The following is a 21,457-nucleotide window of genomic DNA, read 5'->3' as shown; positions in this document are numbered from 1 at the left end:
AAAAAAGGACTCATTTGAATTTCCCTTCCAAAAACGATATAATAGTAGCTTAAAGAAAACAGGTTCATATCCGAGGTTGTAGGAGGAAATTTTGGAAAAACCATACAGTAACTTAAAACTGGCCGAACGTGGTGCCGTCATCAGTATTTTAGCCTATTTACTACTTTCTTCAGCAAAATTAGCTACTGGTCATCTGCTTCACTCCTCTAGTTTGGTAGCCGATGGATTTAACAACTTATCAGATATTATCAGCAATGCTGCCCTGCTCATCGGGATTCGTCTCGCTCGCCAACCAGCTGACCGTGATCACAAGTTTGGTCACTGGAAAATTGAGGATCTAGCTAGTCTAGTCACCTCCATCATTATGTTTTATGTCGGTTTTGATGTCTTACGCGATACCCTCCAAAAGATCTTCAGCAATGAAACCGTTAGTATTGATCCACTCGGTGCTGGTGTCGGAGTGGTTTCTGCCCTTGTCATGCTAGGCGTTTATTTCTACAATCTTCGCTTAGCAAAACAGGCCAAATCAAAAGCCTTAAAAGCGGCCGCAAAAGACAATCTTTCAGATGTCGTCACATCTCTTGGAACGTCGATCGCGATCGCTGCTAGTGCTTTTAACTATCCAATTGTCGATAAAATCGCAGCCATCATCATCACCTTCTTTATCCTCAAAACAGCCTACGATATTTTTATGGAATCTTCCTTTAGTCTTTCAGACGGCTTTGACGATAGTCTCCTCGAAGATTACGAAAAAGCTATTTTAAAACTCCCTAAGATTGCGCGTGTGAAATCTCAACGCGGGCGGACCTACGGAAGCAATATCTATCTGGACGTTGTCTTGGAGATGAATCCCGATCTTTCAGTCTATGAAAGTCATGCCATTACAGAAGAAGTCGAGGATCTCTTGACAGAAGAATTTGGAGTTTTTGACATTGACGTCCATGTGGAACCTAGCTCGATTCCTGAGGATGAGCTGATCGAAAACGTTGAAAAGAAACTCTTGACCTACGAAAAACGCCTCTATGCTAAGCAAGAGTTTGATACATTGCTAGCGGATAGTTATACCTTGATTGACGATACCGGTCACGAACACCACAAGGCGGAATTAATAGAGGCTCTCGCAAGCGACCAAGTTCAATTCCAAAACTTTGAACTGGAGTCCATCAGTCAAAAAACCAAACTCATACGCTATGAACTAGACGGTCAAATCCATACCAGTCTCTGGCGTCGCCACGAAACTTGGCAAAAGATTTTCCATCAAATTACTAATAAAACAGACTAAAAAGCTAGGAAGTATTTCCTAGCTTGAGAGAGTATCCAAACCTTATAAAAAAAGTTAATTGATTCTCTAAAAATTTTCTAATTTTTAAAATGAATCAAAAGTATACCAAAACTTTCCGCTGTGAGAAAAGTGCTAGAAACAGTGATGTTTCTAGCACTCGGGAGTTTTGAAACCTTAGGTTCAAAACTAAGTCATGGAACTTCGTAGAAGTTCGCTGACGTCCGTACTCACCTAAGGAAAGTTTTTAAGATAACTTTGTCTTTAATCTAAAGCTAGGAATCATTTCCTAGCTTTTTTACTTGATGTCATCTGTCACTACATCCGTTCCGAACCACTTCTTAGAGATCTTTTGGAACTGACCCTTTTGATAGAGTTTTACGAAAGCTTCATCAATTTTTTTCTTCAAGGTTTTATCTGACTTGCGTACCCCTACTGCAAAGGATTCTGTCTCAAAACCAACAGGAAAGACATTGTAGTCTTTTAAAATTCCTTCTGTTTGTAGATAATAGTTAGCATAGACACGGTCGATTAAAAGGCCATCGATCCGATCATTCTGAAGATCGATCAGCGCCTCATTGAAACTCTGGTATTGGGTAGCCTTTTGATTTTTGACCTTATTTTTTAAGATTTTAGGATTGGCTTCAAAATCCATATAGCCAGACGATCCGGTCTGGGCACCTAATCGTTTCTCTTTCATCCCATCGACTGATTGGATCCCAGATGCTTTCTTTGTGACCAAGACTTGCTCGTTTTTCATATAGGGCTTTGTAAAAGCAACACTTTCCCGACGTTCATCTGTAGCCGAATAGCCATTCCAGATGGCATCAATGGTCCCATTTTTTAGTTCCGTCTCTTTCATGTCCCAATCAATGGGTTGCCAGTTCACATGAATCCCATAAGATTCAAAGACTTGATTGGCCAAATCAATATCAAAACCCGCATAGGTTCCATCTTTTTGTTCAAAGCCCATAGGAACGAAAGTATTATCAAAACCAATCGTGATGGACTGCTCTTTTTGGTATTTTTGCCAGTTGTCCACTTTAGGATCACTCACTGTCTGCCCGCAGGCTGTCAGAAAGACGAGACTAAGGACACCTAGCAACCATGGTATTACTCGTTTCATCCTCTCCTCCTATTTAGGCTCAACCTTGAGAAGAACATCCGCAATCGCTTCTGCAAATGGAATATCATGGGTAACAACGATCTGGGTCATCCCCAGTTCACGGTTTTGCAAGATTAACTTCTCAACTTCTAATCGCAATTCTGGATCCAAGGCCGAAGTCGGCTCATCATAGCCAATAATTTCTGGATCGATCATCATGGCACGCGCCAATGCCACCCGTTGCTTCTGACCACCCGATAGGGAGAAGGGATAAGCATCCGCATGATATTCGAGCCCCAAGCGCTCCAGTAAACTCATGGCTTTTTTACTAGCATCTTCCTTACTCACATTCATGGTCTTGATGGGGGACAAAATGAGGTTTTCCATGACCGATAAGTGTGGAAATAATTGAAAGTCCTGGAAGACAAATCCGAGAAGATTTCGTTTTTCTAAGGCATCTAGAGGCAAGTTTTCACCATTGTAGATGATCTGACCAGAGTCGATCGTTTCAAGACCAGCTAGCATACGAAGCAAGGTGGTCTTTCCTCCTCCAGAAGGTCCAACAATGGCAACGATTTGTTTTTCAGGAACGAGAAGATTAAAATCTGATAAGATCTGCTTATCCCCAAAACGTTTCGAAATTTGTTTTAATTCTAACATATGCATCTCCTCCTATTTATAATATGAAAAGTTCTTTTCAACCCGCTTGGCAATGATGGTCACAATCCCAATGAGGATTAAATAAATAGCTCCCGCTAAAAACATAGGTGCTAGACTGGCATCACGATTGGCTGCCGTCCGACTTGCGAGGATCAAATCACTGATTCCCAGAGCATAGACCAAGGAAGTGTCTTTGATCAAGGACATGACTTCATTGAAGACACTTGGAAGAACGATCTTCACCACCTGAGGCAAAATAATGTAGCGAATCGTTTGCCAAGAACTCAGTTTTAAGACCTTGGCCGCCTCATACTGCCCTGTCGGAATTGCAACAATCCCGCCACGAAAGATTTCTGCAAAATAGGCTGCATAATTAAGGGTGAAGGCCATAATAGCCGCAGGTAACCGATCAATCCGAATCCCAATACTTGGAAGGACGTAATAAATAAAGATCAACTGGAGCAATAGAGGGGTCCCTCGCATGACCCAGATATAAATCGTTAGGAGTCCATGCAGGATCTTTGAGCGCAATTGAAGCAAAAAGGCAACAACGATTCCTAGTGGAATCGATAAAATCAATACGAAAGCAAACACTTGCAAGGTGAGGCTTGCTCCCTTTAACAAACTTGGTAAAATTTCCAAAGCATACTGCATAGCATTCTCCTCCTAAAAAAATATTTAATGAATATCTTACCACAAAAATGGGAAAATAACTAGTTCATTTTGATATTTATAAAAAAAATAGCCTTTCGGCTATTCTTCTACTTTTATAAATCCAAATTTATTGAGAGGATAGAGCCGCAGATTCACGACTCCTTCGATCTGATTTTTATGGATATAGCCAAACTCACGGCTATCTTCTGTATCTCCACGGTTATCATTTAAGACTAGATAGGTATCGGATGGTACACGACCAGCCTTGGTCCCTTTTAACTCTGATAAGAAGAAATCGTCCGTATAATACCCATTACTCGTTGGAGCAGCTAGATGTTTGTTCAGCATTTTATTCAGGTAAGGTTCTGGTGTTGCCTGTCCATTCAAATAGAGGACGTCATCTACATAGCTGACTTCATCGTTTTCTTTGGCAATGACACGTCCAAGGTATTCTTTTCCACCGACCTTGTATAAGACCAGATCACTGCGATCTACCTGAGCATTTCTAGTCGCTACCACAAGATCTCCATTTTTCACAGAAGCATTGGCCATCTTATCATTAATACTAAATGGATGAAATACAAAGATTCGTAATAAGATCAGTGCTAAAACCAGTACACCGACAATGATGACATTTCTAATTAAATCTCTCCTTGGCATGAATGTCTCCCTTCCTTTTTATTTATTATACCATGTTTTCTGTCTTAAAAAAAGAGAAAGAAATCTTTGGAAGTGATTCTTATCAATAGTCACATTTAGAAAAAAGCCGTTAGAAAAAAAACCTCGCGGTCAATCCTTTCGGACCAACCTGCAAGGCTTTAAGATATAATTGTCTATTAACGTACTGTACGGATACGCATTGTGTTTGTACGAACAGCTTCTCCAACTGGTACACCAGCAACGATAACGATATCATCACCAGATTTAACAAGACCAGCTTCAACTGCTTTACGTTCAGCAATTTCGAACATATCATCAGTTGATGAAGGAGCATCTGTCAACATTGGGATAACACCCCAGTTCAACATCAATCCACGTTCAGTCAATTCGTCAAATGTCAATGCCAAGATATCAGCATCTGGACGGTATTTAGAGATCAAACGTGCAGTGTGACCTGTCTTAGTCAATGTTACAACCAATTTGATATCCATTGAGTTTGTAGCATCTTTAACAGCTGAAGCCATAACTTCTGTCTTAGAGTTACGTTCGAATGAAGCTGGGTTCAAACGACCATATTCTTTCAAAAGTGTTTGAGCGTTCATGTCAATTTTCGCCATTGTAGCTACAGATTCAAGTGGGTATTTACCGTTTGCAGATTCACCTGAAAGCATTGTAGCATCAGTACCATCGATAACCGCGTTGAAGACGTCAGATACTTCTGAACGAGTTGCACGTGGTTTTTCAGTCATTGTTTCAAGCATGTTTGTTGCAGTGATAACAACTTTACCCGCAGCATTTACTTTAGAAGTAATCATTTTTTGGTAAACTGGAACCATTTCGAATGGTACTTCGATACCCATGTCACCACGAGCGATCATGATACCGTCAGTAACTTCGATGATTTCATCCAAGTTTTCGATACCTTGTTGGTTTTCGATTTTCGCAAACAATTGAACGTGGCTGTTACCAGTTTCTTCACAGATAGCACGAACTTCTTGAACATCTTTTGCAGTACGTACAAATGAGATCGCGATGAAGTTGATACCTTGTTCCAAACCGAAGCGGATATCGTCGTTATCGCGTTCAGCAAGTGCTGGGAAAGGAATCTTAGTGTTAGGGATGTTTACACCTTTTTGTTTAGCGATGATACCATCGTTTTCAACTTCAACAACAAATTCACGTTTTGCAGCGTCTTTTTCTACAACTCGAAGACCCAATTTACCATCATCAACCAATACTTGGTGTCCAACTTCAACATCATCAAAGATGTCAAGCGCACCAGCAACGTTCAAAGCAATCACTTCACGAGTTGATTTGATACCTTGTTTTGTAGCAACGCGGATACGTTCACCAGTCTTGTATGAATATTCTTTAGCTTCGCCTTCGAACAATTCAGTACGGATTTCAGGACCTTTTGTATCAAGAAGGTAACCAACTTTTTTACCAGCGATTTCTTCTGCACGTTTAACAGTCGCCATACGTTCACCTTGTTCTTGGTGGTCACCGTGTGAGAAGTTGAAACGGAAAGTGTTTGCGCCAGCTTCGATCAATTTAGCAATGTTTTGTGCTGAAGCTTCAACGTCAAGTTTTTCAGCCCAGTATCCATCTTCACCGAATTTTTTACCGCCACGGATTTCTACCGCAGGACCTAAAGTTGCAACGATTTTTACACGTTTGTTCATGATATATATGACTCCTTTTTTAATATATCTGTCTTTTTAAGACAAGGTTAACGAATTAATGAAATAAAATTAGATTGAAGACAAGCTACGGTTCAACTCGGCAAGACCAAGATCAGCTTTATGTGGATTGTTTACCACAATCTTACCATCTTCTGTCAAGCTAAAGAGGGCTCCTTCTTCTGCTTTACCAAGGATTGGGTTTTCAACCATTTTTTCATTACGGATACCAACGGCTACACCACCGATTCCTTGTTTCAGCAATTTAACAGCGTGTGCTCCCATACGTGAAGCAAGAACACGGTCACGCGCAGTAGGTGAACCACCACGTTGGATGTGGCCAAGTTCAGTCACACGAAGGTCACTTTCATCACCAGCCGCTTTCAAGGCTTTACCGAATTCATCTGCAGACATCACGCCTTCAGCTAAAATGATAATGTTGTGGGTACGGCCTTTTGCGTAACCTTCTTTGATGCTCTCAACAACATCTTCGATCTTGAATCCTTCTTCAGGAATGATGATTTCATCTGCACCAGATGCAATCCCTGCCCAAAGAGCGATATCTCCAGCGTTACGTCCCATCACTTCAATAACGAAGGTACGGTGGTGACTAGATGAAGTATCACGGATCTTATCGATCGCGTCCATTGCAGTTGTGACTGCAGTATCAAAACCAATTGTAAAATCAGTTCCGACAATATCGTTGTCGATCGTACCAGGAAGACCAACAGCTGGGAATCCAAGTTCAGTCAAGCGCATCGCACCATGGTAAGAACCATCTCCACCAATAACGACAACACCTTCGATCCCGTGTTTCTTCAATTGCTCGATCCCTTTTAATTGACCTTCGCGTTGTGCGAATTCAGGGTAACGTGCTGAATGAAGGAAAGTACCACCACGGGAAATAATATCTCCAACAGATGATCTATCAAGGGGCTGAATTTTACCAGCAACCATTCCCGCATATCCATCATAGATACCGAAAACTTCCATTCCTTCTGAAATTGCTTGACGAACAACTGCACGGATGGCAGCATTCATACCAGGGGCATCTCCACCACTAGTTAAAACAGCAATACGTTTCATTTCGTTGTTTGCTCCTTTTTTTCTTTTACATTCTACGTAATTATAACACAAAGAAGACTAAAATTCTCGTATTTTTCGCAGTTTTTACCGATAAATCGTTTTCATAACGAGAATCTTTAGTTCATCTTCCAATTCTTTGTTTTTCTGAACTGTATAGCCCTTCAATTGAAGAGTTTTTTTCTCATCTTCATAGCGTAATACCACAGGATATGGCCCTGGATATTTTTTCAAGATAGAAAGAATCGTTTGATCCTGACGATGATCGAGCAACTGAATCCAGAATTTCTCATTAGTAGCTAGTTGAGCCTCTGCTAGAATCATCTGTAAGCGCCCATCACGCTCCTGTACCTTCCCCGTCAAGTAATAAAAGCCACCTTCTTTTATCAAGGAGGAAAATCGATTATAGGTTTCAGGGAAAAGGGTCACATCCAGTTTTTTCTTGGTATCACTGACTTGTAAGAAAGCCATGAGATCTCCCGACTTGGTTCGAATAGTTCGAATGCTTTGTACCTCAATGAGAATGCGTGCCTGCTCTCCTTGTATGAGTTGAGAAATTGGTTGGATCTCGTAGGGACTCGTTTGCCCAATCGCAACCAATGGGTGGGTACTGAGCCCGATGCCAATAATGGCCTCTTCCTTCTCATATTTTTCAGCCTGACTATAGTCCTCTGCCTCTGTCCAGGAGTAGTTAGAATCCGCAAACAAACTGCCTAGCTCATCTGCAAAGACAAATAAATTCGGCAAATTGTGAAGCACCTTGCGTCTATTCTTCTCAAAGTTATCAAACAACCCTAGTTCTACTAAAGGCGTCAACAGAGGTAATTTATGATACTGATTAGGAAGGCGTAAAATAAAATCTTCGACACTTTCAAAGGGACGATTGTCAATGATCCAATACGCTAAATCTCTTGGAAGTCCCTTGATATTTTTCATTCCCAAGTAAATTTTTCGATCCTGAAACTTATCTCTGTAAGGGATGGTATTGATGGATAATGGCGCGACTTTAAAATCAAACTGGAGAGCATCTGTCAGATAATCGCTGCTCGAATAATTGAGCATGACATCAAAGAAAACATCTGGATAATGAACCTTGAAATAGGCCATCTGAAAGGCCAAGGCAGAATAGGCATAGGCATGGGAACGGTTAAACCCATAGCCTGCGAATTTTTCCATGATTGCAAAGACCTCTTTGGCTTTTTCTTCCGTATGACCAAGTTTAAGAGCACCCGTGACAAAATCGTCCTCCATCTTGTGCATTTCAGTTGCATTTTTTTTGCCCATGGCCCGACGTAAAATATCGGCTTTCCCTAGGGTAAAGCCTGCAAAACGCTGGGCAACCTGCATGACCTGCTCTTGGTAAAGCATGATCCCATAAGTGGGCCGTAAGATTTCTTCAATAGCTGGATCCAGAATGTCAACTTTTTCCTGGCCGTGCTTTCTTTTGACAAAATTATCAATGTAATCACTAGCTCCTGGACGATTGAGAGAGGTGGTCGCTACCACTTCTTCGAAATGATTGGGTCTCACACGTCTCAAAAGGCGGATAGCTCCAGCCTGTTCAAATTGGAAAATCCCCTTGGTATCCCCAGCAGCAAACAAGGCCAAGGTTGCTGGATCTTCTAAATCAATGGCTTCAATCACGATCTCTTCTTGGTACTTTTCATAAACTGCTTCCTTCATTTTCTGAACAAAGGTTAAATTTCGCAGACCCAAAAAGTCCATCTTCAACAGACCATTGGCTTCAACCGCATGGGCATCATACTGGGTGACAAACATATCTTCTCCGTACTTGAGAGGAACGTGATCCGTCAAATCCTGATCACTCATCACAACACCCGCCGCGTGGATCGAGGTTTGTCTAGGTTGGCCTTCTATTCTTTTGGCAATTTCAAAGCCACGTTTAAATTCTGCTCGACTATGAATCACTTGTCGAAAAGCTAGATTCTGTTCATAAGCTGTCGTCAGTGTATCCCTAAAGCCAATCCGCTTGGTAATGGAGGTTAATTCGTACTCTGGTACTCCAAAACGTTTAAAGACATCTCGAATGGCTTGTTTGGCTCCAAAGGTTGAAAAGGTCACGATCTGAGCCGCATGGTAACTCCCGTAACGGTCTCTCACATAGCGGATAAATTCTGGACGATAAATATCAGGAATATCAATATCAATATCCGGCATGGTGTAGCGCTCCACATTTAAAAAGCGCTCAAACAGGAGGTTCTTCTCCACAGGATCAATCCCTGTAATCTCTAGGGCATAGGCTACCAGTGAGCCCACAGCAGACCCACGTCCCATTCCCATATAATAGCCTTGACTCCGTCCGAAACGAAGAAGGTCCCAGACAATCAAAAAATAATCATCAAAGCCCATTTGGTGAATAATGTCTAATTCATGCTCCAGACGTTCTTGATAGACAGGATTGGTCAAGTTCTTTCGAAGAAGACCAGCTTGGGCTAATTCTCTCAGTTCCTCAACAGCTGGTTTCTGAGAATTGAAGCGAGGTAATTTCAACTGAGTATCAATGTCGTATTGAATTCCTTGGACAAGTTTTTCCAGATTTGTGATAGCTTGAGGAAATCGCTCTGCAAAATCATTCTTTAAATCCTGCGGGGTTTTTAGGACAGTTCTAGGATCATTTGGCCCTGTTTCCGTCAAGCTTTGATTGTCCTTGATGGCTGCCAGCATCTGCATGGCTTCCACATCTTCCTCCTCAAAAAAACGCACAGTATAAAGAGGGAGCACAGGGTGGCTAAACTCTTGGACCGGCGTATCGGCAAAAACTCCGATGAAGTAATCTAGACCAAGCGGCAAGTCTTCACTGGCAAAAGGCGCTGGGACAATGACTGCTACTCCTTCTGTAAGGTGCTTCACATCCTCCCAATTGTTTTTCCCCATCATTTTGAGGGTCGACATTTTCATCAGATTCTGGTAACCCCTCGTTGACAGGGCAATCATCCGAAACGGAATTGTTTCATTGTCTACCTCTAGTCCAACTTCTAAACCGACCAAGGGGCTGAGGTTGTGGGCCTGACAGGCTTCGATAAATTCATAAGCACCATACAAATTATCTACATCCATGATTCCCAATGCATCATAACCCATGCTTTTAGCCACTTGGACATAGTCTTTTATGGTCACTAGGCTTTCCATAAAGGTATAGACTGTTTTGGTATCTAGCTGTACAATCACTGTTTTCTCCTCCCTCACTCGTCTATTTTTGATAACTCCTTTTGTAACTCTTTTTTGTACAAAAAAACATCACTGCTACACAATGATGTCTCAACAACGGAAGACATGGGATTCGAACCCACGCACGCTTTTACACGCCTACCGCGTTTCCAACACGGCCTCTTAAGCCTCTTGAGTAATCTTCCATGAATAAAATATATGGAGCCGGTGGGAGTCGAACCCACGTCCAAACACCTGCCAGCATATTTGTCTACAACCATAGGTTATGTCTTATTTTAACAGCTACATGACACATAACTCAAGCCCTGTAATTGCGAGTCTATCAATCTCTTATCTAACTCCTAGACAAAGTTAGATCGTATCTCGCTAAAATAAAGACCTGTCATCAAACACGAGCGATTCGAATCGGGTCACGCCTGCTGGTGTTTAGGCAGCTAAAGCGTAAGAATTATTATTTTTTGCAGTTATATTTAACTGGCGTTTTACATCCGCTAGATGAGTTGCAAAATATACCTCATAATGCCTGTCGAATCCGTAACGACCCCAAAACGAATACATTTAGTATATCAAAATGTAGCTAAAAATGCAAAAGAAAAAAATTGAACAAGGAAATTTCTTACTAGAACATCCTCGCTCAATTTCATGTTATTATTGAAGATTCAACTTGTACTTGCTGATATAGTGAATAGTGAAGTACATAGAAATAATTTTGATGACTTCATAGATAAGACCTGGTATGAAGTTAGGTCCAAAATCATCAATATTTCCATAAACCAATGCATACCCGACAGCATATGAATCTTTTAATGGATTGACTGCTGTACCGATGATACTTAAAATAAGGCACAAAAGAAAGAAAAACAGAATAGCCTTAAATCCACGACGATTTTGGAACAGTTGACCAAGTGCGATCGATACATAAAACAGGAAGATTCCTGAAGCAGTGGTAAAAATCCACCAGATGATCATCCAATAAACAATAGAATGACTAAAAGCCTCAGCGATAATACTAAATACAGGAGAGATGTCTTGTCCAATGACAGCGCCCATCACAATAATTGTGATAAAACCACTCAAAAATAGAAGGAATAGGCAGTAAAGACTCGCTACTAAAGCTCCCACAAATTTAGACAAAATAATCGCATGAGGGCTAGCTGGAAGGGTCCAGGTCAAGTAACCTTCACGTCCGTATAAGTTGGAATAGAAACGACGGATAATAATATAGTAGTTACTAAGATAAAGACCAATGACTCCTCCAAAAATGAGAATCCCAAGAGTTCCTGCTACCATTTGCATGGTATCTGGTTCCATACTTGAAAAAGTTGTTGTAGAACTTCCTCCGATAATACCTGTAATCACTGACAAACCTAGTGCGATCAAAGTAATCAACAGATACCATTTACTTGTTGACTTAAATTCGTATTTTAATAATTTACCAAACATAGGGTCCTCCTAATAAACACGGAATTGATCTCGGAAGATCTCATCGATTGATTTTCCGTATTGATTGCGCATAACAGTCGTATTTTCATGCAAGAGGATTCTTCCTTGGTTGATGAAAATCGCTTCATCCAAAACTTGCTCAATATCAGCAATCAAGTGAGTGGAAATCAAGACAGAAGAGTTTAGACGTCTGTTTTGAATTATGGTCCGCAAAATATAATCACGCGCTGCTGGGTCGACCCCACCGATTGGTTCATCAAGGACATACAAGTCAGCTTCACGACTCATCACCAAAATCAATTGTACTTTTTCCTTGTTCCCTTTTGAAAGGCTATTCAATTTTTGATTTGGTTGCAAATGCAAATCGTTGAGCAATTGGTAAGCACGTTGGACATTAAAATCTGCATAAAAATCTTGGAAATAGCGAATAGCATCGATAATTTTCATATTTTCATTCAGATAAGTTGTATCAGGCAAATAGGAAACAACTTTTTTAGAAGCTGGGGATGGTAATTGCCCATGAATATAGATATTTCCAAGGCTTGGTTGCAACAAACCATTAATCAATTTAATAATGGTCGTTTTCCCACTACCATTAGGACCCAAGAGGCCAATAATACGGCCAGGTTGAATGTTCAGGCTAACATCCATCAGAGCAACTTCATGCCCATAATTCTTTGTCACATGGTCCAAGTAGACCAAAGGATACTGATTCATGTAAATCTCCTTTATTTTCTATTTATGCTATTATACCTTGTCCTCTTGATGATTGCAACTTTATCTGAAAATTTGCTAAGAATTGAAAATGGTTGTTCAAAAATACAGGTGTAAACAAATCAGAGGTTAGGGAAGCCCCAACCTCTGATTTGTTTTGATAAATAGAATTTTTAACTAATTCCAAGTGCAATCCGTGCATAGCGGCTCATTTTTTCAACCGTCCAAGCAGGATACCAGACCAACTTCACATCCACAGATGTCACTTCTTCTACTTCTGCTAAAACATCATGAATCTGATCTGTCAGAAGATCCGCTAATGGACATCCCATGGTCGTTAGCGTCATATCAATAATGGTCGCTCCAGTTTCACCATCAAAATGGATCTCGTAAACAAGACCTAAATTGACAATGTCAATCCCAAGCTCAGGATCGATTACCTCTTCCAAAGCATTTAAGATTTTATTTTTAATTTCTTCAATTTGCTCAGTTGTATATGCCATATGACTTCCTTTTTTTTGCTATTTTACTCTCGATAGAATTTCTTGGCTCGGGTTAAAAAGGTCCCCAGGACCTAGGTCGCTTCTTCATTTTTAGGCGACCGTTAAAAATGTCCACTGGACATTTTTAATCCTCAATAAAGTCACGCAATGGTTTGCTTCTGCTTGGGTGGCGGAGTTTGCGAAGGGCTTTGGCTTCGATCTGACGAATCCGTTCACGGGTCACGTTGAAGACCTTCCCCACATCTTCCAAAGTCCGCATTTTTCCATCATCGAGACCAAAACGAAGGCGCAAAACATTTTCTTCACGGTCTGTCAGGGTATCGAGGACTTCGTCTAATTGTTCACGTAGAACCACACGAGTGGTATAGTCTACAGGATTTTCAATCACTTCGTCTTCGATGAAATCGCCCAAATGGCTATCGTCCTCTTCACCGATTGGGGTTTCAAGAGAAACGGGTTCTTGGGCAATCTTCAAGATTTCGCGCACTTTGTCTGGCGTCATATCCATGCGTTCAGCAATTTGTTCAGGTGTTGGATCTTGTCCCAATTCTTGCAAAAGATTGCGTTGTTCACGAACCAATTTATTGATGGTTTCCACCATATGGACAGGAATCCGAATGGTACGCGCTTGGTCTGCAATGGCACGAGTGATGGCCTGACGGATCCACCAAGTGGCGTAAGTGGAGAACTTGAATCCTTTGGTATAGTCAAACTTATCAACCGCCTTCATCAAGCCCATGTTTCCTTCTTGGATCAAATCCAAAAATTGCATCCCACGACCAACGTAACGTTTCGCAATGGAAACAACCAAACGAAGGTTAGCCTCAGCTAGACGTTGCTTGGCTTCCAAGTCACCTTGTTCTACCAAAATGGCTAATTCTTGTTCTTCCTCATTGGTCAAAAGAGGAACAACCCCAATTTCTTTCAAGTACATCCGTACTGGGTCATTGACCTTAGCAGAGTTGCTTCCAAGCAATTCTTCATCTGACAATTCTGGCTCTTCTTCATTGTTCAACACACGCGCACTTGGGTTGCCATCTTTATCCGTGATCGAAATCCCTGCATCTTGAATTCTTTGCAGGAGATCTTCAATCCCATCTGCATCCAGTGTGAAAGGAATAACCAACTTATCATTAATTTCATCATCTGTAGCAGCCCCACTTTGCTTATGACTGCGGATAAATTCTGCAATTTGAACGTCCAATGTTGTAATATCTTTTTGTTCTTTAGCCATTCCTACTCCATTCTTCTTTTTTGAGCGATCAAGCGCTCGAGTTCCAATAAAGCTCTTTCTGCATCCCCAGTCGAGGAAGCTTCTTTCACCTTATTTCCAATTTGTTGACTTTCTTTGCGAAGGAGCTCACGAGTGCGTGTCGCTTCTACTTCTTCTAATTCACCATCCGCTATTTCTTCCGGTAAATCTTCTTCTAACATGCGGTACCAGGCGTGTTGAACCCCTTCTGCTTGCTCGGACAAATCCTGCGAAGTAACTTCTCCATTTTGACAGAGCAATTGGTACAAGATCTGTAGTTCCGGTGTATCAAAGGAAAAATCAGGTCGTAAACGATAATCATTCAACACCATTGGAAAATCCTTCATCCTACTCAACAAATGATTTTCCGCCTTGATCAAGCGCGTCATCCCACGATTGGGTAATAAATCTACTGAAAAATTCGACGTTCTTGATTGTCCACTACTTTGAGCCTCTTGCCGTTGATGCAAGCGACTATTGTTGACAATCTGCTCAATCTGCAAATAATCAAAATCTGGTAATAAATCCGCCAGTTTATAAATATAGGTATTTTGCGCTGTAATGGAGCGCGTCTGGGCGATTATAGGCGCCATCTTTTCTACAAACTCAATCTGCGCTTGTAGATTCTCAATATACTGGGGTTTCCAGTATTGCATCAAGAATTCAACCTTACTGATCCGAGAATTTTTCAAGAGGCCTGCTAGATCTTCTGGGGAAGTTTTTTTGAGGTACTCATCTGGGTCCATCTGATCAGGGATACGGACAATTTCCAACTCCAGATCTTGCAGAACATCCAAGGCCTTAGCTGTCGCTTCAAGCCCTGCCTTATCCCCATCATAGGTCAAAACCACTTTTTTAGAAAAACGAGACAAGTGCTGGACGTGCTCAGGCGTTAATGCTGTCCCCATGGAGGCAACAGCATTTTCAATCCCAGCTCGATAAGCCGCAATGACATCCATAAAGCCTTCCATGACATACATTTCATGTTGTTTTTTAGCACTCGCCTTGGCTTGATCCAAATGATAGAGTTCATAGCTTTTATTAAATAGACGTGTACTGCGACTATTTTTATACTTAGCGTGATGACTCCCATCATCTATCTTTTTCCATAATCTACCTGAAAAAGCAATGACTCGTCCGCTATCATCCGTCAGGGGAAACATGATCCGATCCTGAAAGGCATCAAAAACCGTTCCAGTATCTGAAATTGTAAACAAGCCTGAATCTGTAATGACTTTCTCCGAAAATTTCTCAGAGAGATTTCGATAGAGATAATTCCCTGCTGCTGGTGCTAAGCCCAATTGAAAATGTCGGATAACTTCATCGGTCAGACCACGTTCATGCAGATAATTTCGCGCTTCTTCTCCCATCTTTGTCGTCATCAGAATGGCTTGATAAAATTTACTAGCTTCCTGATGAATCTCATAAAGTTCTTGATGGGGATTCACCTGTGCCTGTTGATTTGGCCTTGCCTGGTACTGAAGCGCAATGCCAGCTTTTTCTGCTACAATCTGGACCGCATCCATAAAGGAAACTCCGCGAAAATCTTCTATAAACTTAAAGACATCTCCAGAGCGACCACATCCGAAACAATGGTAAAACTGCTTGTCTTCAACGACATTAAAGGAAGGAGTCTTTTCTCCATGAAAAGGACACAGGCCTAAAAAATTACGGCCAGCCTTGGTCAAAGAAACAACTTCTCCAATGACTTCAACAATGTTTACACTGTTTTTAATTTCTACAATCAGCTCTTTATCAACCATAAACAGTGCCTCCATTTTACCATAGATTATCACTTTATATTTTATACTAAAAGTTAGTAAAAGTAAATTTTTTCCTACCGATTTCACACATAAAAGAAAAGAATTTCAACCTTTATCACTAATTTTAAAAAATGAGACATATTTCTTGTCAGTCGAATATTTTTCCGTTATACTATCACAGTAAAAAATTATTATGAAAGGACATATTTAGGATATGTTAAAAGAATTGAAAGCTTTTCTCCTTCGTGGGAACGTTGTTGACCTTGCTGTTGCCGTCGTTATCGGAGCTGCATTTGGAGCTATCGTTACATCATTTGTGAACGATATCATCACTCCACTTATTTTGAAACCAGCTTTGAAAGCTGCTCGTGTTCAAAATATTGCACAATTGTCATGGAACGGTGTTGCATACGGTAGCTTCTTGAGCGCTGTGATCAACTTCCTTGTTGTTGGTACTGTTCTTTTCTTCGTTGTGAAAGCTGCTGAAAAGGCTCAAAACTTTGGAAAAAAAGAAGAAGCTGTCGAAGAAGAAGCTCCTGCTCCTACTCAAGAAGAGTTGCTTGCTGAAATCCGCGACTTGCTTGCAAACAAATAATCAGATAAAAAGATCCGATCTTCTAAGCAGAAGGTCGGCTTTTTTGTCTTTCTTGTTTAAGAGAAACAAAAAACAGACCGAAGTCTGTTCCTGTATTCAATTAGAATTTTTTACGTTTACGAGCTGCTTCTGATTTACGTTTACGTTTTACAGAAGGTTTTTCATAGAATTCACGTTTGCGTGTTTCTTGAAGAGTACCAGCTTTAGTAACCGCACGTTTGAAACGACGAAGAGCATCGTCAAGAGATTCATTCTTACGTACTACTGTTTTTGACATATTTTTCACTCCCTTCAAGCCTAAAATCTTAATTATTTTATCATACTTGAAAGATCCTGTCAAGATATTTTGAAATTTTTCTAGCCTTCCTAGCCTTCATTCCATTTCCTTTTTTCCGACTTTTTCATTCCTCCTATTTTATGATACAATGGAAACAAAGAAAACCGTGAAGGAGATACCATGTCAGAAATTTATGATATTACGATTGTTGGGGGCGGACCAGTTGGTCTGTTTGCTGCTTTTTATGGCAATATGCGCCAAGTAAAAGTCAAACTGATTGATTCCTTACCTCAACTTGGAGGGCAACCAGCCATTCTCTATCCAGAAAAAAGTATCCTCGATGTACCCGGATTTACCAATTTAACAGGTGAAGAATTGAGCAACCGCTTGATCGAGCAAGTCAAACGATTTGACACACCGATTTTCCTCAATGAAACTGTAGAGGATATTCAAAAAGAGGGTGACCTCTTCACTATCACTACTTCTCGCCAAGTACATCAGTCTAAAGCAGTCATTATTGCTATGGGTGGCGGTGCCTTTAAACCACGTGCCCTTGACATTGAGGGAGCTGAGGACTTTGATAACGTCCACTACCATGTTTCAAACATCCAGCAATATGAAGGACAGCATGTGACCGTCCTTGGTGGTGGGGACTCTGCTGTGGACTGGGCTCTTGCTTTTGACAAGATTTCTCCAACTACAATCATTCACCGTCGGGACAACTTCCGCGCCTTGGAACATAGTGTAGAAGAACTCAAACAATCTTCTGTCAACATCAAAACACCATTTGTTCCTAGTCGCTTGATTGGCGAAAATGGTCATGCCACACACCTTGAAATCACAAAAGTTAAAGCCGATGAAACGGAACTCCTCCCGATTGATCACTTATTTGTCAACTATGGCTTTAAATCTTCTATCGGAAACTTGAAAGAATGGGGTGTAGAATTGCAACGCCATAAAATCAAGGTAAATCAGAAACAAGAAACCAGTCTTCCTGGAATTTATGCCTGTGGAGACTGCTGCTTCTACGAAGGAAAAATTGATCTCATCGCTACAGGTCTGGGGGAAGCTCCAACAGCTGTAAATAATGCCATCAACTACATCTATCCAGATAAGAAAGTCCAACCAACGCACTCAACCAGTTTATAATAAAAAAGGCCTTTGGCCTTTTTTATTTGTCTAAATCGTCTGCGATCTTATTGATCTTACGCAAGCGGTGATTGACACCGCTTTTTGAAATAGGTTTTTGCAAACTATCAGCGATCTGCTGGATGGAATAATCTGGATGGTTCATCCGGATATAGGCAACTTCTTGCAGGTCACTTGGTAAACTTCCTAGACCGACCGTATCCACAATTTTACTAATATTATTAATGGTTTTCATGCTAGCTGTGACTGTTCGCTGGATATTGGCCATCTCGGCATTATTGGCCCGATTGAGGTCATTGCGTGTCTCTCTCATGACCTTGATAGACTCAAATTCCTGCATGGCTTGCATGGCCTCTACTACAATTAGAAAATCAATAATATCTTCTGCTCTTTGCAGATAGGTCACCACTCCTTTTTTCCGCTCGATGGTTTTCGCATCTAGTAAAAATCCTTGCATGAGAAGGGCAATTCCTTCCGCGTGGTCTGTATAAACAGAATGAATTTCCAGCTGGTACTTTCCTTTTTCAGGATCCTTGATGGAACCACTTGACAGAAAAGCTCCTCGAAGATAAGCACGACTGGCTACTTCATCTTCTAAAACACTAGCATCAATGCCTGTCTCAATCCCAAAAAAGGCATCTGCCAAATGTAAGTCAGCTAAAATTTCTTCTACCTTTTCATCCAAGAATACTGTGTAGACACGATTCTTTTTCAAATTGGTTTTTTGGTGGTGGCGAATATCTGATTTGGCCCCGTAGAAATGATGCAACAATTCATAGATATGGCGGGCAATCTTGGCATTTTCTGTTGTTACCGAGAGCGTCAAGCCCCCCATTGAAATCCCAAGACTTCCAGACATCTTGATAATGGCAGCCAATTCACTCTTTTCAAATCGCTTGAGAGACAATAATTCTTCTTTTACACGAACCGTAAAACTCATTTTCTCACCTGCACGATCTGCATCAGCTCTTCGACCACTTTTTCACCATCATGAAAGGCTCCTCCATTGACCAGCTTTAAGAAATCGGAAGAAATCACTTGGGGAACTTGCGAGTGCACCCCCTTAAAATCGTGCTCTACCTGCACCAAGTATTCATCAAATTTATTACTGTTCATGTAGGCTGCGGGAACCTGATTGATATTGACAAGGACGGTATCAATGAACTTCTCTCCCAAATGTTTATGGAGCACGGCAACGTGGTCGCTATCTGTGAAATGCTCGGTTTCTCCTCTTTGGGTCATGATGTTACAAACATAAGCTACTTGGGCCTTGGTTTCAAGGATGGCTTTCCCAATCTCATCGATCATCAAATTAGGAAGGATCGAGGTAAAGAGCGAACCAGGACCTAAGACGACCATATCACTTTCAAGAATCGCTTCCACCACTTTCTTACTAGCTTTTGGGCGCTCTTGATCAAAGGTATTGGTCACATAAACATGATCAATCATGCCGGTGTAGTTGGCAATGTGGCTTTCTCCTACCACTTCTTTTCCATCTTGAAAAACGGCATGAAGGGTCAAGGGACTATCACTGGAAGGATAGATCTTGCCGGTCGTATGAAAGAATTTGGTTAACAACTGCATGGCATTATAGGTCGAGCCTTGCATCTCTGAAATCCCTGCAATGATCAAGTTTCCCAAAGGGTGTCCGGCCAAAGGGCCATCATCGTCTGCAAAGCGGTATTGAAAGACCTTCTCATAAAAACGAGGCATATCTGACATGGCAACCAGCACATTTCGAAGATCTCCAGGTGGTGTCAATTTTTGGATGTTCTTCCGCAATTCACCTGAGCTACCGCCATCATCTGCAACAGTTACAATAGCAGTGATCTCGACCGGCTTCTTTCTTAGACTATCGAGAATAACAGAAATCCCTGTCCCTCCTCCAATAACGGTTACTTTAGGTTTTCTCATGAGCGATTCACCGTTTCTTTCCGTCTGTCCTTGTCTCTATGACTGCAATTGACCTGCCAATTTGTTTCTAAATCATGCGCTAAGCGCTCTGCAAAGGCTACTGAACGGTGTTGACCTCCAGTACAGCCCATGGCGATGGTGAGAACGGATTTACCTTCTCGTTTATAAGACGGTAAAATAGGAACGATTAAGTCATGGAGATGACGGTAAAAGTCCTCTGATTCAGGGTGATCCATGACATAATCATAGACAGCTGGATCTTGACCGGTTAAATTCCGAAGTTCCAATTTATAGTAGGGATTTGGAAGAAAACGCACGTCAAAGACAAGATCGGCATCGATCGGAAGGCCATATTTAAAACCAAATGACATGACCTCAATCCGAAAATCTGGCTGATTATCTTGACTGGCAAATTGCTCTGCAATCGTTTTTCTCAGATTACGGGGCGTCAACTCAGTCGTGTCCACCACATTTTGACTGATATTTTTTAAAGGAGACAAGAGCTCTCGCTCTAAGGTAATCCCATCTAAAACACGGCCATCTGCAGCTAGTGGATGGCTACGACGTGTTTCCTTATATCGTGCTACCAACTCACTGTCAGTAGCATCCAAGAACAAAACCTTGAAATCGAGGTCTTCTTGATTGTCTAATTCATCCAAAATGGTGCGAATTTCATTGAAAAAAGAACGGCTCCGCATGTCCACAACAACGGCTAATTTATTGTTATCCGGGCTATGACGCATGAGCTCAATAAATTTCAGCAAGAGCGCCGGTGGCATATTATCGATGGTAAAGTAACCCAAATCCTCAAACGATTGGATAGCGACGGTCTTGCCAGCACCGCTCATTCCTGTTACCATGACCAGTTGAATCTTACTTTCTGTCATTTTTTCCTCCCAAAATAAAACAGAGTGGTCTACAGTTTCCTGCTCTCCACTCTGTCTTTTTGTCTTTGAATGGTTATTAGGCTTTGATTTCCGCAATAACTTCAATTTCAACCTTCACATCACGTGGCAGGCGTGCTACTTCAACAGCAGATCGAGCTGGAAATTCTGTGGTAAAGACTGTTTTATAGACCTCATTGAAAGGTACAAAGTCATTCATATCACTTAAGAAACAAGTGGTTTTTACCACGTGGTCGAAGTCTGTCCCAGCCTCTTCCAAAATAGCCCCAATGTTCTTTAAGACTTGCTCTGTTTGTTCTTGGATGGTTTCGCCAATGATTTCTCCTGTTTCAGGTGACAAAGGAACTTGTCCGCTTGCAAAGAGAAGATTGCCTACGATTTTCCCTTGAACATAAGGTCCAATTGCTGCGGGTGCTTTATCTGTATGAATTGTTTTTGCCATAGTATTCTCCAAGTCTATTTACTTCTGCTGGTTTTCTTTTGCTAATTTTTCCCTTTGTAGGCGCAACTTGCGCTTAGGATTTAGTGTATTAAAGAGTTCTTCTAATTTTTCAGCATTCCAAACATCGGCTGCTGAAACAAAATTTCCATTTTCATCTCGAAAAGATATTGGTTTATCTCCCACTGAAAAAG

General features: G+C 41.2%; 21 protein-coding genes, 1 tRNA gene and 1 other RNA gene. 3 read left to right on the top strand and 20 right to left on the bottom strand.

Annotation, left to right across the window (positions count from 1 at the left end):
- Positions 1 to 91 precede the first annotated feature (91 nt).
- Positions 92 to 1,282, top strand: coding sequence for a cation diffusion facilitator family transporter (locus HMPREF0833_RS01320; protein ID WP_013903357.1), 1,191 nt, complete (start codon positions 92 to 94; stop codon positions 1,280 to 1,282).
- A 295-nt stretch (positions 1,283 to 1,577) separates the two neighbouring features.
- Here the strand turns inward: HMPREF0833_RS01320 and HMPREF0833_RS01315 are convergent, their stop codons facing one another.
- The 14 genes from HMPREF0833_RS01315 to dnaG form a co-directional block, all read right to left on the bottom strand.
- A complete protein-coding gene (locus HMPREF0833_RS01315) occupies positions 1,578 to 2,405 on the bottom strand; it encodes an amino acid ABC transporter substrate-binding protein (protein ID WP_013903356.1) in 828 nt (275 codons plus the stop codon).
- Positions 2,406 to 2,414: 9 nt separating this feature from the next.
- Entirely contained in the window at positions 2,415 to 3,044 is a 630-nt protein-coding gene (locus HMPREF0833_RS01310; RefSeq protein ID WP_041818150.1) for an amino acid ABC transporter ATP-binding protein, read from the bottom strand.
- Positions 3,045 to 3,056: 12 nt separating this feature from the next.
- Complete coding sequence (locus tag HMPREF0833_RS01305) at positions 3,057 to 3,698, bottom strand: amino acid ABC transporter permease (RefSeq protein ID WP_013903354.1); 642 nt, start codon at positions 3,696 to 3,698, stop codon at positions 3,057 to 3,059.
- 99 nt (positions 3,699 to 3,797) lie between these two features.
- Positions 3,798 to 4,358 (bottom strand): signal peptidase I, encoded by a 561-nt coding sequence (gene lepB, locus HMPREF0833_RS01300; protein WP_013903353.1) that lies wholly within the window; start codon positions 4,356 to 4,358, stop codon positions 3,798 to 3,800.
- A gap of 176 nt (positions 4,359 to 4,534) precedes the next feature.
- Entirely contained in the window at positions 4,535 to 6,040 is a 1,506-nt protein-coding gene (pyk, locus tag HMPREF0833_RS01295; protein ID WP_013903352.1) for a pyruvate kinase, read from the bottom strand.
- A gap of 69 nt (positions 6,041 to 6,109) precedes the next feature.
- The gene (gene pfkA, locus HMPREF0833_RS01290; RefSeq protein WP_013903351.1) at positions 6,110 to 7,123 is read right to left on the bottom strand and encodes a 6-phosphofructokinase; all 1,014 of its coding nucleotides are present in this window, start codon (positions 7,121 to 7,123) and stop codon (positions 6,110 to 6,112) included.
- An 84-nt stretch (positions 7,124 to 7,207) separates the two neighbouring features.
- On the bottom strand, positions 7,208 to 10,309 hold the full coding sequence (locus HMPREF0833_RS01285) for a DNA polymerase III subunit alpha (RefSeq protein ID WP_041818145.1): 3,102 nt from the start codon (positions 10,307 to 10,309) through the stop codon (positions 7,208 to 7,210).
- A 97-nt stretch (positions 10,310 to 10,406) separates the two neighbouring features.
- Positions 10,407 to 10,494: transfer RNA gene (locus HMPREF0833_RS01280), tRNA-Ser, on the bottom strand.
- A gap of 11 nt (positions 10,495 to 10,505) precedes the next feature.
- Positions 10,506 to 10,854: a transfer-messenger RNA gene (gene ssrA / locus HMPREF0833_RS10210) on the bottom strand.
- Positions 10,855 to 10,957: 103 nt separating this feature from the next.
- The gene (locus tag HMPREF0833_RS01275; RefSeq protein WP_013903349.1) at positions 10,958 to 11,752 is read right to left on the bottom strand and encodes a hypothetical protein; all 795 of its coding nucleotides are present in this window, start codon (positions 11,750 to 11,752) and stop codon (positions 10,958 to 10,960) included.
- A 9-nt stretch (positions 11,753 to 11,761) separates the two neighbouring features.
- Complete coding sequence (locus tag HMPREF0833_RS01270; RefSeq protein ID WP_013903348.1) at positions 11,762 to 12,469, bottom strand: ABC transporter ATP-binding protein; 708 nt, start codon at positions 12,467 to 12,469, stop codon at positions 11,762 to 11,764.
- A 170-nt stretch (positions 12,470 to 12,639) separates the two neighbouring features.
- Positions 12,640 to 12,969: a metal-sulfur cluster assembly factor gene (locus tag HMPREF0833_RS01265; RefSeq protein WP_004220168.1), complete on the bottom strand. Its 330-nt coding sequence runs from the start codon at positions 12,967 to 12,969 to the stop codon at positions 12,640 to 12,642.
- A gap of 124 nt (positions 12,970 to 13,093) precedes the next feature.
- Positions 13,094 to 14,203: an RNA polymerase sigma factor RpoD gene (rpoD, locus tag HMPREF0833_RS01260; protein ID WP_013903347.1), complete on the bottom strand. Its 1,110-nt coding sequence runs from the start codon at positions 14,201 to 14,203 to the stop codon at positions 13,094 to 13,096.
- Positions 14,204 to 14,205: 2 nt separating this feature from the next.
- Positions 14,206 to 15,984, bottom strand: a complete 1,779-nt coding sequence (dnaG, locus tag HMPREF0833_RS01255; protein ID WP_041818143.1) for a DNA primase — start codon at positions 15,982 to 15,984, stop codon at positions 14,206 to 14,208.
- 214 nt (positions 15,985 to 16,198) lie between these two features.
- Here dnaG and mscL point away from each other — a divergent pair, with 214 nt between their 5' ends.
- Entirely contained in the window at positions 16,199 to 16,579 is a 381-nt protein-coding gene (gene mscL / locus HMPREF0833_RS01250) for a large conductance mechanosensitive channel protein MscL (protein WP_013903345.1), read from the top strand.
- 100 nt (positions 16,580 to 16,679) lie between these two features.
- Here the strand turns inward: mscL and rpsU are convergent, their stop codons facing one another.
- A complete protein-coding gene (gene rpsU, locus HMPREF0833_RS01245; protein ID WP_000048054.1) occupies positions 16,680 to 16,856 on the bottom strand; it encodes a 30S ribosomal protein S21 in 177 nt (58 codons plus the stop codon).
- A gap of 180 nt (positions 16,857 to 17,036) precedes the next feature.
- Here rpsU and HMPREF0833_RS01240 point away from each other — a divergent pair, with 180 nt between their 5' ends.
- Positions 17,037 to 18,005, top strand: a complete 969-nt coding sequence (locus HMPREF0833_RS01240; protein ID WP_013903343.1) for an NAD(P)/FAD-dependent oxidoreductase — start codon at positions 17,037 to 17,039, stop codon at positions 18,003 to 18,005.
- Between the two features lie 22 nt (positions 18,006 to 18,027).
- Here HMPREF0833_RS01240 and whiA read toward each other — a convergent pair whose 3' ends face one another.
- The 5 genes from whiA to HMPREF0833_RS10565 form a co-directional block, all read right to left on the bottom strand.
- Complete coding sequence (gene whiA, locus HMPREF0833_RS01235) at positions 18,028 to 18,945, bottom strand: DNA-binding protein WhiA (RefSeq protein ID WP_013903342.1); 918 nt, start codon at positions 18,943 to 18,945, stop codon at positions 18,028 to 18,030.
- Positions 18,942 to 19,919: a YvcK family protein gene (locus tag HMPREF0833_RS01230; RefSeq protein ID WP_013903341.1), complete on the bottom strand. Its 978-nt coding sequence runs from the start codon at positions 19,917 to 19,919 to the stop codon at positions 18,942 to 18,944. Before HMPREF0833_RS01230 ends, whiA begins: the two co-directional genes overlap by 4 nt.
- Positions 19,916 to 20,806, bottom strand: coding sequence for an RNase adapter RapZ (gene rapZ, locus HMPREF0833_RS01225; RefSeq protein ID WP_041818140.1), 891 nt, complete (start codon positions 20,804 to 20,806; stop codon positions 19,916 to 19,918). Before rapZ ends, HMPREF0833_RS01230 begins: the two co-directional genes overlap by 4 nt.
- A 76-nt stretch (positions 20,807 to 20,882) precedes the next feature.
- The gene (locus tag HMPREF0833_RS01220; protein ID WP_003006514.1) at positions 20,883 to 21,266 is read right to left on the bottom strand and encodes a RidA family protein; all 384 of its coding nucleotides are present in this window, start codon (positions 21,264 to 21,266) and stop codon (positions 20,883 to 20,885) included.
- 18 nt (positions 21,267 to 21,284) lie between these two features.
- On the bottom strand, positions 21,285 to 21,449 hold the full coding sequence (locus HMPREF0833_RS10565) for a hypothetical protein (protein WP_003006512.1): 165 nt from the start codon (positions 21,447 to 21,449) through the stop codon (positions 21,285 to 21,287).
- Between the last annotated feature and the right edge of the window lie 8 nt (positions 21,450 to 21,457).

The sequence above is a fragment of the Streptococcus parasanguinis ATCC 15912 genome (assembly GCF_000164675.2).
In the GTDB taxonomy this organism is placed as follows: domain Bacteria; phylum Bacillota; class Bacilli; order Lactobacillales; family Streptococcaceae; genus Streptococcus; species Streptococcus parasanguinis.
This window is presented reverse-complemented; position numbering and strand designations above follow the sequence as displayed.

Coding starts and splice junctions, on each gene's coding strand:
- rpoD (WP_013903347.1), bottom strand. CDS start 14,203: ATGGCTAAAGAACAAAAAGATATTACAACATTGGACGTTCAAATTGCA.
- pfkA (WP_013903351.1), bottom strand. CDS start 7,123: ATGAAACGTATTGCTGTTTTAACTAGTGGTGGAGATGCCCCTGGTATG.
- HMPREF0833_RS01220 (WP_003006514.1), bottom strand. CDS start 21,266: ATGGCAAAAACAATTCATACAGATAAAGCACCCGCAGCAATTGGACCT.
- HMPREF0833_RS01240 (WP_013903343.1), top strand. CDS start 17,037: ATGTCAGAAATTTATGATATTACGATTGTTGGGGGCGGACCAGTTGGT.
- HMPREF0833_RS01305 (WP_013903354.1), bottom strand. CDS start 3,698: ATGCAGTATGCTTTGGAAATTTTACCAAGTTTGTTAAAGGGAGCAAGC.
- whiA (WP_013903342.1), bottom strand. CDS start 18,945: ATGAGTTTTACGGTTCGTGTAAAAGAAGAATTATTGTCTCTCAAGCGA.
- mscL (WP_013903345.1), top strand. CDS start 16,199: ATGTTAAAAGAATTGAAAGCTTTTCTCCTTCGTGGGAACGTTGTTGAC.
- rpsU (WP_000048054.1), bottom strand. CDS start 16,856: ATGTCAAAAACAGTAGTACGTAAGAATGAATCTCTTGACGATGCTCTT.
- lepB (WP_013903353.1), bottom strand. CDS start 4,358: ATGCCAAGGAGAGATTTAATTAGAAATGTCATCATTGTCGGTGTACTG.
- HMPREF0833_RS01230 (WP_013903341.1), bottom strand. CDS start 19,919: ATGAGAAAACCTAAAGTAACCGTTATTGGAGGAGGGACAGGGATTTCT.
- HMPREF0833_RS01315 (WP_013903356.1), bottom strand. CDS start 2,405: ATGAAACGAGTAATACCATGGTTGCTAGGTGTCCTTAGTCTCGTCTTT.
- rapZ (WP_041818140.1), bottom strand. CDS start 20,806: ATGACAGAAAGTAAGATTCAACTGGTCATGGTAACAGGAATGAGCGGT.
- pyk (WP_013903352.1), bottom strand. CDS start 6,040: ATGAACAAACGTGTAAAAATCGTTGCAACTTTAGGTCCTGCGGTAGAA.
- HMPREF0833_RS01270 (WP_013903348.1), bottom strand. CDS start 12,469: ATGAATCAGTATCCTTTGGTCTACTTGGACCATGTGACAAAGAATTAT.
- HMPREF0833_RS01265 (WP_004220168.1), bottom strand. CDS start 12,969: ATGGCATATACAACTGAGCAAATTGAAGAAATTAAAAATAAAATCTTA.
- HMPREF0833_RS01310 (WP_041818150.1), bottom strand. CDS start 3,044: ATGTTAGAATTAAAACAAATTTCGAAACGTTTTGGGGATAAGCAGATC.
- HMPREF0833_RS01275 (WP_013903349.1), bottom strand. CDS start 11,752: ATGTTTGGTAAATTATTAAAATACGAATTTAAGTCAACAAGTAAATGG.
- dnaG (WP_041818143.1), bottom strand. CDS start 15,984: ATGGTTGATAAAGAGCTGATTGTAGAAATTAAAAACAGTGTAAACATT.